General features: G+C 50.1%; 16 protein-coding genes. 15 read left to right on the top strand and 1 reads right to left on the bottom strand.

What is annotated here, in order from left to right; translation table 11 throughout:
* Nucleotides 1-9: 9 nt before the first annotated feature.
* From J5069_RS07470 to J5069_RS07400, 15 genes are read left to right on the top strand one after another with little or no spacing between them, the layout of a single operon-like run.
* On the top strand, nucleotides 10-450 hold the full coding sequence (locus tag J5069_RS07470) for a DUF3277 family protein (RefSeq protein ID WP_222159438.1): 441 nt from the start codon (nucleotides 10-12) through the stop codon (nucleotides 448-450).
* Between the two features lie 3 nt (nucleotides 451-453).
* The gene (locus J5069_RS07465) at nucleotides 454-864 is read left to right on the top strand and encodes a phage tail assembly chaperone (protein WP_264643224.1); all 411 of its coding nucleotides are present in this window, start codon (nucleotides 454-456) and stop codon (nucleotides 862-864) included.
* A 35-nt stretch (nucleotides 865-899) separates the two neighbouring features.
* Nucleotides 900-1,052 (top strand): DUF6889 family protein, encoded by a 153-nt coding sequence (locus tag J5069_RS07460; RefSeq protein WP_264643223.1) that lies wholly within the window; start codon nucleotides 900-902, stop codon nucleotides 1,050-1,052.
* Nucleotides 1,042-3,036, top strand: a complete 1,995-nt coding sequence (locus J5069_RS07455) for a transglycosylase SLT domain-containing protein (protein ID WP_264643222.1) — start codon at nucleotides 1,042-1,044, stop codon at nucleotides 3,034-3,036. The genes J5069_RS07460 and J5069_RS07455 overlap by 11 nt, the downstream gene beginning before the upstream one ends.
* Entirely contained in the window at nucleotides 3,036-3,644 is a 609-nt protein-coding gene (locus J5069_RS07450; protein WP_264643221.1) for a phage baseplate protein, read from the top strand. The genes J5069_RS07455 and J5069_RS07450 overlap by 1 nt, the downstream gene beginning before the upstream one ends.
* Entirely contained in the window at nucleotides 3,641-3,943 is a 303-nt protein-coding gene (locus tag J5069_RS07445; protein WP_264643220.1) for a phage baseplate plug protein, read from the top strand. Before J5069_RS07450 ends, J5069_RS07445 begins: the two co-directional genes overlap by 4 nt.
* 2 nt (nucleotides 3,944-3,945) lie before the next feature.
* Entirely contained in the window at nucleotides 3,946-5,016 is a 1,071-nt protein-coding gene (locus tag J5069_RS07440; protein ID WP_264643219.1) for a hypothetical protein, read from the top strand.
* 1 nt (nucleotide 5,017) lies between these two features.
* Entirely contained in the window at nucleotides 5,018-5,356 is a 339-nt protein-coding gene (locus J5069_RS07435; protein WP_264643218.1) for a hypothetical protein, read from the top strand.
* Between the two features lie 40 nt (nucleotides 5,357-5,396).
* Nucleotides 5,397-5,645, top strand: a complete 249-nt coding sequence (locus J5069_RS07430) for a DUF4282 domain-containing protein (RefSeq protein WP_264643217.1) — start codon at nucleotides 5,397-5,399, stop codon at nucleotides 5,643-5,645.
* Nucleotides 5,646-5,705: 60 nt separating this feature from the next.
* Nucleotides 5,706-6,461 (top strand): phage baseplate assembly protein V, encoded by a 756-nt coding sequence (locus tag J5069_RS07425; RefSeq protein ID WP_264643216.1) that lies wholly within the window; start codon nucleotides 5,706-5,708, stop codon nucleotides 6,459-6,461.
* Nucleotides 6,461-6,814, top strand: a complete 354-nt coding sequence (locus tag J5069_RS07420) for a hypothetical protein (RefSeq protein WP_264643215.1) — start codon at nucleotides 6,461-6,463, stop codon at nucleotides 6,812-6,814. Before J5069_RS07425 ends, J5069_RS07420 begins: the two co-directional genes overlap by 1 nt.
* Nucleotides 6,814-8,013, top strand: coding sequence for a baseplate J/gp47 family protein (locus tag J5069_RS07415; protein ID WP_264643214.1), 1,200 nt, complete (start codon nucleotides 6,814-6,816; stop codon nucleotides 8,011-8,013). Before J5069_RS07420 ends, J5069_RS07415 begins: the two co-directional genes overlap by 1 nt.
* Nucleotides 8,010-8,681 carry a DUF2612 domain-containing protein gene (locus J5069_RS07410; RefSeq protein ID WP_264643213.1) on the top strand — a complete coding sequence of 224 codons (672 nt, stop codon included), beginning with the start codon at nucleotides 8,010-8,012 and terminating at the stop codon, nucleotides 8,679-8,681. Before J5069_RS07415 ends, J5069_RS07410 begins: the two co-directional genes overlap by 4 nt.
* Nucleotides 8,674-10,221: a phage tail protein gene (locus tag J5069_RS07405; RefSeq protein ID WP_264643212.1), complete on the top strand. Its 1,548-nt coding sequence runs from the start codon at nucleotides 8,674-8,676 to the stop codon at nucleotides 10,219-10,221. The genes J5069_RS07410 and J5069_RS07405 overlap by 8 nt, the downstream gene beginning before the upstream one ends.
* The gene (locus J5069_RS07400; protein WP_264643211.1) at nucleotides 10,221-10,835 is read left to right on the top strand and encodes a tail fiber assembly protein; all 615 of its coding nucleotides are present in this window, start codon (nucleotides 10,221-10,223) and stop codon (nucleotides 10,833-10,835) included. Before J5069_RS07405 ends, J5069_RS07400 begins: the two co-directional genes overlap by 1 nt.
* Nucleotides 10,836-10,937: 102 nt before the next feature.
* Here the strand turns inward: J5069_RS07400 and J5069_RS07395 are convergent, their stop codons facing one another.
* Entirely contained in the window at nucleotides 10,938-11,954 is a 1,017-nt protein-coding gene (locus J5069_RS07395; RefSeq protein ID WP_264643210.1) for a virulence RhuM family protein, read from the bottom strand.
* Nucleotides 11,955-12,067 lie beyond the last annotated feature (113 nt).

Here is a 12,067-nt window from a genome sequence, read left to right as displayed (position 1 = left end):
GGGGGAGCAATGAGCACATATTCATTTTTGGACGTTACCGCGTCCCTTGCTGGCCCCACCGGGATCGTCGATCTCGGTTATGGCTCGGCGGCCTCAGAAGAAGGGATCACTGTCGTCATGACTGAGGCGAAAAACACCATGACTGTTGGGGCAGACGGCGAAGTGATGCACAGCCTGCACGCGGGAAAATCCGGCGCTATCACGGTCACACTGTTGAAGACCTCCCCGGTAAACAAAAAATTATCCCTGATGTATAACGCGCAGAGCCAGTCGTCCGCGACGTGGGGTAATAACGTCATCGTGGTGCGCAACAAAGCGTCAGGTGACACGACAACCGCGCGCTCTGTCGCGTTCCAAAAGCAACCGGATCACGCTAATGCCAAAGTCGGTAATACGGTGTCGTGGGTGTTTGACTGCGGCAAAATCGACCAACTGCTCGGAGAGTTTTAATTGATGGAAATATCACTGAAAGGCCAGGATTACCGCCTGTCAAAGCTGAGCGTTTTTGACCAGCTTAAGGTGACTCGAAAACTGCTGCCGATGCTGGCGGGAATGCTGTCTGATGTGGGTGATTTGAAGTCGATAAAGTCTGACGGCGCTATGCAGGCGTTACCCAAGATTGCTGACGCAATCGCTGCTCTGCCGGACGATGATGTTAACGCGATTATCCACCCGTGCCTGGCTGTCGTGGCGCGTAAGCACGATAAAGCCTGGACGCCAGTATTCAGTCAGGGTGAGCTGATGTTTGATGATATCGATTTGTTCACCATGTTGTCGCTGGTGGCGCGGGTGGTCGCCGACTCCCTCGGAAATTTTTTGCACGAACTCCCCGACAGCGCGACGGCCACCCCGACAGCGGATTAACCCTCGATACACTGCCTGACAGCGAAGACTACATCATGCGCCCGGTTGATGCCGGGCATATTCCTTACACTGCACTGAAGGATGGATCTGTCGATCTGGCGGATATCGCCCGCATGAATGACTACCTCGATATGAAAGCCGACAACGAATACCGTATAGCGAAATGGAGAGAAGATAATGAACGCTGAGGCTATCAAATCGTTTCTCGTCTCGCTGGGATTTGACGTTGATGAAGCAGGACAGCGCAAGTTCGAAGCGGGGATCGTCAGCGCGACCGCAAAGGTGGTGAAGCTGGGTGTGGCGGTGGAAGCCGCAGCACTATCCGTTGTCGCCTTTACCACTAAAATAGCCAGCGGTCTGGATGATCTGTATTGGGCATCCCAGCGCACTGGCGCGACGGTGGCGGGTATTCAGCGCATTGGGTATGCAGTCGGGCAAATGGGCGGGAGCGTCAACGCTGCACGCTCATCGCTGGAAAATCTGGCGCAGTTCATACGAAACAGCCCTGGCGCTGAGGGGTTTTTGAATCGACTCGGTGTGCAGACTCGGGATGCCAGCGGACAGATGCGGGATATGGCCAGTATTTTTACGGGCGTAGGCCAGCGTCTGAACAGCATGCCGTACTTCCGGGCTAATCAGTATGCGCAGATGCTCGGCATTGACGAAAACACGCTGATGGCAATGCGGCGCGGGCTGGGACAGTTCAGCGCAGAATATACCGCCACTGCCAAGGCTATCGGTTTCAATGCGGAACAGGCGGCAGCCAGTTCGAACAAGTTTATGACCTCCATGCGTGAGTTTGGCATGATGGCAGGTATGGCGCGAGACAAAATCGGCGCAAATCTCGCCAGCGGTCTGGCTGGCTCAATCGATAACTTCCGTAAACTCATCGTCGATAACTTCCCACGAATTGAGACGGGGATAACAGTCGTTATCAAATCCATTTTGTGGCTGGCTGATATCGTCGGGCGGGTAGTCTATCGGCTTGTTCAGGCTGTTGGGGTGATTATTGACTGGTGGGGATCATTAGATAAATCCACAAAGCAGATAATAGCGGCATTCGGAGCCATGCTCGTTGCGTGGCGCTTACTGAACAGCGCGTTCGCGATGTCGCCCATCGGTCGCATTATTGCGCTGGCTGCGGCACTGGCGGCGTTGGTTGAGGATTACGCCACCTGGAAAGAGGGCGGGCAAAGCCTGATTGACTGGTCGAAATGGGAACCGGGTATCCAGTATGCCCAAAAAGCCATTGGCGGACTCAGCGGCGACTTTGGCGCGCTGTATGACAAGGTCGTCGATCTGGGTAAAGCGATATGGGATGCCATCAAGGCGTTTCTTGAGTTTATCGACATCGATACGTCGCGCTTCTCAGGAAAGTGGCTGTTTGACCAGATTATTGAAAGCGTGCGTTGCGCCATCAAGTATGTGGGTGCGCTGGTGGATGCATTGAAAAAACTGGTCAGCGGTGATTTCTCTGGTGCCTGGGACTCGCTGAAAGAAGCCGCCAGTATCTTGGCCGATAGTCCAATGGGACAAGGGGTGACGGCTGTAGCGAAGGGGGTATACACCAAGGCCAGTAATGCGCTGAATCAGTATCTGCCGGAATGGATGGGGGGTACGCCAGTAGAGCGACCCAAAGCGAGCAAGGCTGGTGAGCAGTTGCTTGGCTGGATGGGGCCAATGCTTACCCAACTGGAGAGCCTCTACAAATTACCGGCTGGCCTGCTGCGTAGCGTGGCCACCACCGAGTCAGCAGGCAATCAGTTCGCGGTATCTGAGGCAGGCGCTAAGGGATTGTTTCAGTTTATGGACGGAACGGCGCGCGATATGGGACTGCGTGGGAATGATGTTTTCGATCCCATGAAATCGGCACAAGCCGCCGCCAAATACCTGGCACAACTGCTTAAGGCCAACGGTGGCGATCTGGATAAGGCGCTGGCGTCGTATAACTGGGGGATCGGCAACGTGCAGAAACACGGTATGGCGCTGATGCCCAGGGAAACGCGCGATTACATCCCCAAAGTGCGAAGCGGCATGCCGAGTATCAATCAGGAAACCAATATCACGGTCTACGGTTCGACTGATGCGCAGGGTACTGCTGATGCAATTGCCGATAAGCAGGATGGCGTTAACTCGCGCACTGTCCAGCAGGTGAATACAGGTAATCGATAATGGATATTCTTTCCGTCATGTTCCGGCAGCGAAGCCGGAAAATAGGGATAATAATTCCTGATGTTGTTATTTCAGAAAAGCACTCTGATGTGCTGGAAATTACAGAGCACCCTGTTGAAAAGCCGACATCATCGGGAGCGGGATTCATTGCTGATCATGCGTATCGTCGCCCCTCCGAAGTGGTAATGGAAGTGGGTTTTGCTGGTGGCGGTTCTTTACTGGATTCGTCGCTGCTCGATACATCAAGAATCGGTCTGAGTGTTGGCCTTAGCCCTAAGGAGGTTTATCAGCAACTGCTCGACCTGCAACGCCTACGCCTGCCATTCGATGTGACGACAGGCAAACGTCAGTATCAGAACATGTTGATCCGCTCGCTGGATGTCACCACTGACAAAAACAGCGAAAACGTGCTAATGGCTGTTATCACACTGCGTGAAATCATCATATCTGAAACATCATCAACAAAAGTTGCTCCGAAAGAAGAGATGAAGCTGGGAGCAACTACCTCTGATGTTCAAAACTCAGGGACAAAAACCCCTCAACCCGTTAACAGTTCAATACTGAAATCCATTGGTGGCGCCGTGTCAGGCGTGGTAGGTGGGCTATGAATGCAACCGAAATACCACTAACACCAAACAACCAGCTATTCAGTATCACGCTGGCTGGGACGGTATATCAAATGCGGATACTCTGGCGTGAAACGTTCTGGTCACTGGATCTGATGGATAGCGCCGGCGGGCTGGTGGCGGGAAACATCCCACTGATAACTGGCTACGACCTGCTGCTGCAATACGTTTACCTGAACCTCGGTTTTTCTCTGATCGTTGCCTGCGATGTTGCCGGGCAGGAAAACCCAACTAAAACCGATCTCGGTATTTACAGCCATCTTTATGTGGTAACGGAGTAATCATGTCTAAAAACTGGATGCGCCATTTTGACCTGCAAATAGTCGACGGGAGTGGTGAAGGTGTGCAACTTAGTGATTTTAAAGTTGTGTTTAGTATTGAGTGGGCCGATACGCGCTGGCCGCGAGTGGCTAACGTAAAAATCTACAATCTGTCACCGGATACCAATAACAAGATTTTACGTGAGGAATTTACGCGCATTCGACTTATTGCAGGGTATGACGGCATCGTGCCCGATGTTAAGGCTGCCGATGTTGGCATTGCCAGAAACGTGAACGCCGATGATGTCGGCCACATGAATGATAGAAATTATGGACTGATATTTGACGGAGACATCCGTTTTTCTATCACGGGACAGGACAACATCACTGATAAATGGATTCAGGTTCAGGCGATCGATGGATGGGATGCGTTACTACGCGCCAATCTCAGCATGACGATTATGCGCGGGTGGACAATGCGCAGCCTGTTTGATGAGGTGATGAAGGAGTTTAACAAATACGGTGTTACTGAGGGGACAATTTGCGACATGCCGCCGACAGTTTACCCGCGCGGCATCAGCTTGTTTTCTCCGGCCAGCGACGTAATGGACCAGATCGCCAAATCATGTAATGCCACATGGCAGATCGTTGAAGGTAAGGTGAACGTTATTTCTCAAAACGACTATATTCATGAGGCCATTGTACTGAATGCCGACACGGGCCTTGTCGGGATGCCACAACAAACGATGGGCGGTGGTGTGAACGTGCGCTGCCTGATTAATCCAAATATTCGCATCAACGGTCTGGTGCATATTGATCAGGCTTCGGTGTATCGTGCAGGCCTGTCCGATACGGATGTTGCCCGTTCTGGTGGTCGAATCAATGAGGTTAACCAGGATGGAAACCTTACATTGAGTGGCGCGTTGCAGAACCCGGCCAGCATCGCCGCTGATGGTGTTTATGTCGTAAAGGCGATAGATTATCATGGTGATACGCGTGGTCAGGCGTGGTATATGGATCTGATGTGTTTTGCTCGCGGCGATCGGACTTTGCTGAGTAAAGCCACTTTGGATAGAGCGCATATGGAAAAATGATATGTTAAAAAAATCATTTATATTTCTTTATTTCCTGCCAGTGTTTTGTTTTGCGAGCGGAACACAATGCGGACCATTTTTACTGCAATCTGGTAATGACGGGTTAATGCATATTAATGGGGCGAAACCTGAAACCCAAAAGCTCATCTTCCTCGGAAAATCGGAGGACTACAGTAACATCAAAATGCAATGGATTGTTCCTGCAAACCAGCCCGGAAGATGGTTGGGAATGGACTATATTAAGCGCGACGGTAAGGCCATCCTGAATGTGCAATGGTTGCGCGCTAACATGAATGCACCGCGTATCTATGGCACTTACGATTGCGTGAGAATAAAATAAAACAGATATGATTTTTATAACTTAAGATGAGGGAGTGTCTATGTTTGGATTTGATAAATTAATTACACCAAAAATAATAACCTTTCTTTATATTTTGACCATGCTTCTTTTTCTGGCAGCGGGTGTTATTTCTTTCTTTAACGGGAAAGTTGGTGCTGCTCTATTATGTGTATTGATAGCAGTATTTTGCCGTGTGTTCTTTGAAGGAATAATGATCGCCTTTAAGAATAATGAATATCTGAGGCGGATAACCGAAGCGCTTGAAGCCGATAGAAAACCACCCCTCTAACTCAGCACGTACATCAGACAAAACCCGCTACTGAGCGGGTTTTTTACGTCTGGAGGAAACATGGCGGTATCACTTAAGTCTCAAATCGGCGGCAACCAACAGGCTCTGGATGCGATATCAGATAAGGTTCTCTCGTCGCTGCGCGCAGCGATAGTGGGGATCATTCAATCATTCGATGCTGATGAGGTCACTTGCGTTGTTCAGCCATCAATACAGGGTGCCAGCACTGACAGTAGCGGTGTGGTTTCGTCATTGTCACTTCCTTTGCTGGTGGACGTCCCTGTTGTATTCCCACGCGGCGGTGGTTGTACCCTGACGTTTCCTGTATCACCTGGTGATGAGTGCCTGATTGTCTTTGCCGATCGGTGTATCGATTTCTGGTGGCAGTCTGGCGGCGTTCAGGAACCTGTATCTAACCGCATGCACAGCCTGTCTGATGCGTTCGTCATTGTGGGTGCGCAGTCACAAGCTAACAAGATTAGCGGTATCAGCACGAACGCCACGCAGCTGCGAACTGATGACGGTGCGGCGTTCGTTGAGGTGGCCGCCGGTCACGATATTACCGTCACCACACCCGGCAAGCTGACCGCCAGCGCACAGGGTGGTACCGAAATCACCTCACCGACGATTGTCCTAAATGGCGATGTCACTATTAACGGCAACCTGTCGCAAGGTATGGGGGCTGGAGGCGGAAAGGCGACAATGCAAGGGCTGGTCACGGTGACCAACGATGTTACCGCTGGTGGCAAGAGCTTAATGACGCACACGCACGGCGGCGTGCAGCCAGGCAGTGGAGATACAGGAGCGCCGAACTGATGCGATATAGACGAGAAAGTGCGGACGGCGATTACACATTCGGGCAGGGCGATGATACCTGGCTGATTAATTCACCTGAAGCGGTGGCGCAGGCGGTTAAAACCCGGTTTGAGTTATGGCTGGGCCAGTGGTTTCTGGACACTGCCGCAGGCACGCCGTGGATTCAGTCTGTGCTAGGAAAGCAGCGGCTGGACACCTATAGCTTGGCTATTCGCCAGCACATCCTTGAAACGCAGGGAGTCAGCAGCATTAGTGAGTTCAACACCACTGTAAACAGCGCCACGCGGCGCGTATCGTTTACAGCGACCATCGAAACAATCTACGGAACAACGACAGTAACCTCGGAGGCGTAATGGCCTTAAATCTTGACACGCTGGGCTTATCGGCAACGGTAACCGCTCAGGGGATAAGTGCGCCCGATTATCAGACAATCCTCAGCACCATTACTGACTATTTCAGACAGATATACGGCAGTGATGCGTATCTTGACCCGGACAGCAAAGACGGCCAGATGGTGGCGCTGGTGGCACTGGCTATTCATGATGCCAATACCACTGCGATTGCGGTGTACAACTCGTTTTCGCCCTCCACCGCGCTGTCGGATGGTCTGACACGTAATGTTAAAATCAACGGGATTTCACGTCATGCCGCGGTCAATTCAACGGTCGATGTGACGCTAACTGGCGTAGCGGGGACAACCATCACAAACGGCTCGGTAAAGGATACCAACGGCGTTATCTGGAATCTTCCTGCAACAGTGAGCATTGGCATTGACGGTAACGTCATTGTTACTGCGACATGTGCGACAGCAGGTGCCGTGGCCGCCGTTGCGCACTCAGTTAACCAGATTAACACGCCGACGCGGGGGTGGTTGTCTGTAACCAACCCTGGCGCGGCAGATGTAGGCGCAGCAGTAGAGACTGATGCGGCATTGCGCGTACGTCAGGCGCGTAGCGTTGCGATTGCATCACTGACTCCCTTTGAAGCTGTAGATGGCGCGCTAGCGGGAATTGATGGTGTGACACGTCACAAGCTGTATGAAAATGACACGGGTTCTGTTGACGCTAACGGACTGCCGGCACATTCGATCAGCGCCATTGTTGAGGGCGGAAACGTCACACAGATTGCACAGACAATCCGGGGGAAGAAAGGGCAAGGTGTGGCGACGTTCGGCAGTACAGCCGTAACCGTACCGGACAAATATGGTAATAATCACGTGATCCGGTTCTCTCGCCCGATTAATGTCCCGATATTTGTTTCAATCTCGATGCGTGTGTTTACGGGTTACACAACAGCGGTTGCTGAGCAAATGAAGCGCTCGATTGCTGATTACATTAACTCACTTGATATCGGTGATGATGTGTTGCTGAGCCGCGTTTATTCCCCTGCCAACCTTGGCGTAGTGAGCGGCGGCGATGCACGATACTACGACATTATAGAATTAAAATTGGGGCGTACATCGGGCAGTGTAGCGCCTACTAATGTAGTGACTGCATACGATGAATCACCAATAAGCAGCGCTGACAACATATCGATCACGGTGGTGCCATGAGCAAATACACCGAATTAATACCCAATTACAACGCAACAAAGCCGCTGTTCGTTCAACACGTTGATTTGTCCACTCGCCCACTTATCGATGTTTCCAGTCAGATGCAGGCGCTGGTTAACGCATTCGATATCGATAATGCGGTTGGTGATCAATTGGACACCCTCGGGGAATGGATCGGCCGTTCACGTACTGTTATGCAGCCAATCGTAGGTGTTTATTTTTCATTCGATACTGACAACATTGGTTATGACCAGGGTGTCTGGCAGCGAGCGTTTGATCCTGACTCCGGTTTTGTCGATTTATCCGATGAAGCGTACCGCATTGTGCTTCGCACAAAAATTGCGATTAACCAATGGGACGGGCAAAACGACTCTCTGCCTGCGATTCTGGAGTTTGCAACAGCTGGGTCGGGGCTGAGCATGCAGATTATTGATAATCAGGATATGACGATCTCTGTGTGGGTGTTCCCGGAAACGTCCATAGATTCCGTTTCACGGGAAATATTGGCAGTCATTCGGCAGGGATATTTAACAGTAAAAGCTGCTGGCGTTTTTTCAGGGGAGGTCCTGTATCCGTCAGTTGGGAATCAGTTCTTCGGTTTTGATATCGAAAATAAATATATCGCCGGGTTTGATGCTGGCGCATGGGAGACATCATTAAATGGCTAAGAATGATTTTAAACCGTTTGCCACTGCGGCGAGTGCAAACGTCACACCACAATCTGAATGGGAAAGCTTGCCAGCACTGCTTAGCGGTTTCACATCCGGCAAGGCGTCATCTGCGCAAATAAATAAAGCGCTACGGCAATCGACGTTTATTTCTGCTGCGCTGGCGCAATTTGTTGCAGATAAAAGCAATAGCGATGTTATCGATAATGGGGATTTTTCTGGTTTTGTCGCAAAATTGTCAGAGTTAATTACTGCTGGTGATGATGTATTTCTACGAAAAGACCAGGACGGCGCTGACATTCCTGATAAAGCGCAGTTTCGCCAGAATGTTGGGTTGGTGAAGCAGACAGGACAGTTCGATGCAACCGCCGGATCTGTAATGCTTAATGGAGCTTGGGGTTTAGGTGGAGCAGGTCGCACTATTGCGCTTGGCGATGCCGATTTTATCACGTGGCTAAGAAGTGTTGGAAACGGCAGCCAGACATTCAGAAACACAAACGCTAACTCATACACTAAACAGTATGGCTCAACCATTCTCGCTAAAGCGGGCGATACATGGGGAACTGTTAGTGTTGGCTACACGTCAAGCGCAAACATCAACAACAATGGCGTTAGAATAGCTGGCGGCACTGTCGACGGTCTGCACAATAATATTTATGAATTGTGGACTGATAAAAACCTCCCAAACCCAGCAACGCTTGATACCGACCAAACAATTACTGGCAAAAAAATATTTAATAGGGATAACGAGGCAATTCAACTAAAACCCCTTACTGATACCCAGTCTTGTTTTATTCGTGGTCAAAAATCAGGTGATACACCACATTGGTATATTGGAAAGGCTGGAGGGGATTATGCCGTAGCATGGGCCAACCAACATGCTACATCATTAAATTCAATTACATTAAGAGAAGATGGCAACACCCATATCACCGTTGCATCTGGCAAAAATGTAAATGTTGTAATTGGCGGTGCGGCGGGGAGGGTTTTGTCTCAAGGACACAACGCTGAATCCGATGCCAACGGTATCTGGAAGGTTCCCGGGAGTGCAGGTTTAACACCCGCGGCGATAGGCGCACTGGCAGTCAGTGACTTAGCAGGTATCCCACTCCCGTTCCCCGGTTCCGTAGCGCCATCCGGTTGGCTGAAATGCAACGGTCAATCTTTCAATACAACGCAATATCCCGTCCTGGCATCCCGTTACCCAAGCGGCGTCCTGCCGGATCTACGGGCCGAGTTTATTCGTGGCGCTGATGATGGACGTGGGGTTGATACCGGACGAGCATTGCTAAGCGCGCAAGGTGACGCAATTCGAAACATCACCGGGAAGTTTGCAAATAATGGCCTAGCTTTTGCTGAGGGCACCGCAACGTCTGTGGGGGAAGGGGCATTTACTCGATTAGAGAACAATCTTCCATCAAATGGTGGTTTTGGGACTGTCGGGTGCCATTACACATTTGACGCATCGAAGGTCGTACCCACCGCATCAGAAAACCGCCCGCGCAACATCGCCTTTAACTACATAGTGAGAGCAGCATAATGAGCAACTATTCAACAGACATTGAAGCCGCCGAATTAGGCAAAAACGGACTCAGCAAAAAGGCAGGATGGATCACTGTCTATCATGTCAATCAAGCTACTGGCGAATATCAAAGCGCGAGCATGGAATACCTCATGCTGGGCGTAGGTCTCCCCGCCTACAGCTACCCCGATGAGCCAGAGTTACCGCCAGTCGGTCAAGCATTGCATCGCTCGGCAGATGGCAAGTCGTGGGCGTTCTCGCCAGATTATCGCGGACAGACGGTTTACAACACTGAAACACGGCAGGAGCAGACGGTTACTCAATTCGGCGATCTGCCGGATAATGTCACACTCCTGAAGCCAGAAAGTGATTTTGATGTGTGGGACGGCAAAAAATGGGTGCTCGATGAGGCGGCGCAAGCGGCTGCCGCGCGCAATGTTGCAGAACAGGAATTGGCATCCCGTAAAGCGACCGCGGCATCACGCATCAATGAACTGATGTATGCGGTCAATCTCGACATGGCGACGGATGAAGAAAAATCCGCGCTGACTGAATGGCAAAAATACGCGGTGCTGTTGAGTCGTGTTGATGTGAATGCTGCCGATATTGAGTGGCCGGAGCAGCCGGAATAATTACGGAGTTTACTCGGTGCGCTCGGCTATAAGTTCGAGCGCATCACGTTTGACTTAATGCCACAAGGAATGCGCAAAACCCGGCGCGTGGTCGGGTGGGGGTTAGCTTTCGAAGAGGTGGTCAAATTCGCCAAGGGCAAAAAGCTCTTCATCGTAGATATAACCTTTTTCCTCTATATATCTGCGTTTTTTATAAAGCTCAAATTCCTGTTCAGCATGCTCTATCGCCTCATCCTTGATGTAGTCAGTGTATCCAGAAAATACAGAATAATTATTCAAGGTAAGAAGCCGATCCAATTGTGCATGAAGTGATTTCATTGTCATAGGAGTTCCTGACAATGCCGTTGATTCGGCAAAAAGCAGGAATTGTTCGGATAAAAGATGTAGGCGGTACAACTCATCTGGTTTCAGATAATTTTTACCAGATTTGGCTTCTGATTTCGTGGGGAACGTACCATCCATAGAGTAGATTCCCATATTTTCTTCATTATGGTCGGCTCTGTCGATAATCAGTTTCGAACTGGTCATGCCGGTTATGGCATGATGGAATTTATCCTGCAATAACGCATAAAAACTCCGTACCTCTTGAGATTTAGGGTCGTAGTCAGATGCACTGATTTTGAAGCACTCTCTAACCTTCGCGTAGATCTGTTTTTCGTCGGCACGTATGGCACGCACTTTGGCCGCGAGTTCATTAACCTTTTCAGGTGACTCACGAAGCGCCTTCTCATTGATGACAAAACCTTGCTCAAGGTACGTTTTAACTACCTGAGAGGCCCATTGTCGGAACGCTATAGCTTTTCTTGCGTTGACTCGATAACCGATTGAAATAATGACATCTAGATTATAATGGTTGATTATCCTGCGAACTGAACGTAATCCCTCATTTCGAACTACTGAAAATTCTTCAGTAGTTGAATCTTTGTCTAACTCACCATCGCTATAAATATTAGATATATGCTTAATTACACTAGTTTCTTCTACATCATACAATTCTGCTATATCACGGGTAGTTGCCCATATCTCTTGCGTGAGGTTGTGGATTTTCATGTCAACGAGAACATCGCCAACCTGATATACAGCGAGAGATAATTCTTGTGCTTGAATTTCTTTTGTCATCCCATCCCCATGCAATTTGGAATTTTTTATAGAACCCCACACCCACCTAACGCTGGCTAGCTGAACGACTCTTCAGGCCACAGATGCCTAGACACCACCGATTCTGAACTTAG

It is taken from the genome of Candidatus Symbiopectobacterium sp. NZEC127 (assembly GCF_025962675.1).
Taxonomy (GTDB): Bacteria; Pseudomonadota; Gammaproteobacteria; order Enterobacterales; family Enterobacteriaceae; genus Symbiopectobacterium.
This window is presented reverse-complemented; position numbering and strand designations above follow the sequence as displayed.

Excerpts from the sequence above, each read along its gene's own strand:
- J5069_RS07415 (WP_264643214.1), top strand. The coding sequence starts at position 6,814 with ATGGCCTTAAATCTTGACACGCTGGGCTTATCGGCAACGGTAACCGCT.
- J5069_RS07460 (WP_264643223.1), top strand. The coding sequence starts at position 900 with ATGCGCCCGGTTGATGCCGGGCATATTCCTTACACTGCACTGAAGGAT.
- J5069_RS07465 (WP_264643224.1), top strand. The coding sequence starts at position 454 with ATGGAAATATCACTGAAAGGCCAGGATTACCGCCTGTCAAAGCTGAGC.
- J5069_RS07450 (WP_264643221.1), top strand. The coding sequence starts at position 3,036 with ATGGATATTCTTTCCGTCATGTTCCGGCAGCGAAGCCGGAAAATAGGG.
- J5069_RS07455 (WP_264643222.1), top strand. The coding sequence starts at position 1,042 with ATGAACGCTGAGGCTATCAAATCGTTTCTCGTCTCGCTGGGATTTGAC.
- J5069_RS07425 (WP_264643216.1), top strand. The coding sequence starts at position 5,706 with ATGGCGGTATCACTTAAGTCTCAAATCGGCGGCAACCAACAGGCTCTG.
- J5069_RS07410 (WP_264643213.1), top strand. The coding sequence starts at position 8,010 with ATGAGCAAATACACCGAATTAATACCCAATTACAACGCAACAAAGCCG.
- J5069_RS07400 (WP_264643211.1), top strand. The coding sequence starts at position 10,221 with ATGAGCAACTATTCAACAGACATTGAAGCCGCCGAATTAGGCAAAAAC.
- J5069_RS07440 (WP_264643219.1), top strand. The coding sequence starts at position 3,946 with ATGTCTAAAAACTGGATGCGCCATTTTGACCTGCAAATAGTCGACGGG.
- J5069_RS07405 (WP_264643212.1), top strand. The coding sequence starts at position 8,674 with ATGGCTAAGAATGATTTTAAACCGTTTGCCACTGCGGCGAGTGCAAAC.
- J5069_RS07420 (WP_264643215.1), top strand. The coding sequence starts at position 6,461 with ATGCGATATAGACGAGAAAGTGCGGACGGCGATTACACATTCGGGCAG.
- J5069_RS07435 (WP_264643218.1), top strand. The coding sequence starts at position 5,018 with ATGTTAAAAAAATCATTTATATTTCTTTATTTCCTGCCAGTGTTTTGT.
- J5069_RS07470 (WP_222159438.1), top strand. The coding sequence starts at position 10 with ATGAGCACATATTCATTTTTGGACGTTACCGCGTCCCTTGCTGGCCCC.
- J5069_RS07395 (WP_264643210.1), bottom strand. The coding sequence starts at position 11,954 with ATGACAAAAGAAATTCAAGCACAAGAATTATCTCTCGCTGTATATCAG.
- J5069_RS07445 (WP_264643220.1), top strand. The coding sequence starts at position 3,641 with ATGAATGCAACCGAAATACCACTAACACCAAACAACCAGCTATTCAGT.
- J5069_RS07430 (WP_264643217.1), top strand. The coding sequence starts at position 5,397 with ATGTTTGGATTTGATAAATTAATTACACCAAAAATAATAACCTTTCTT.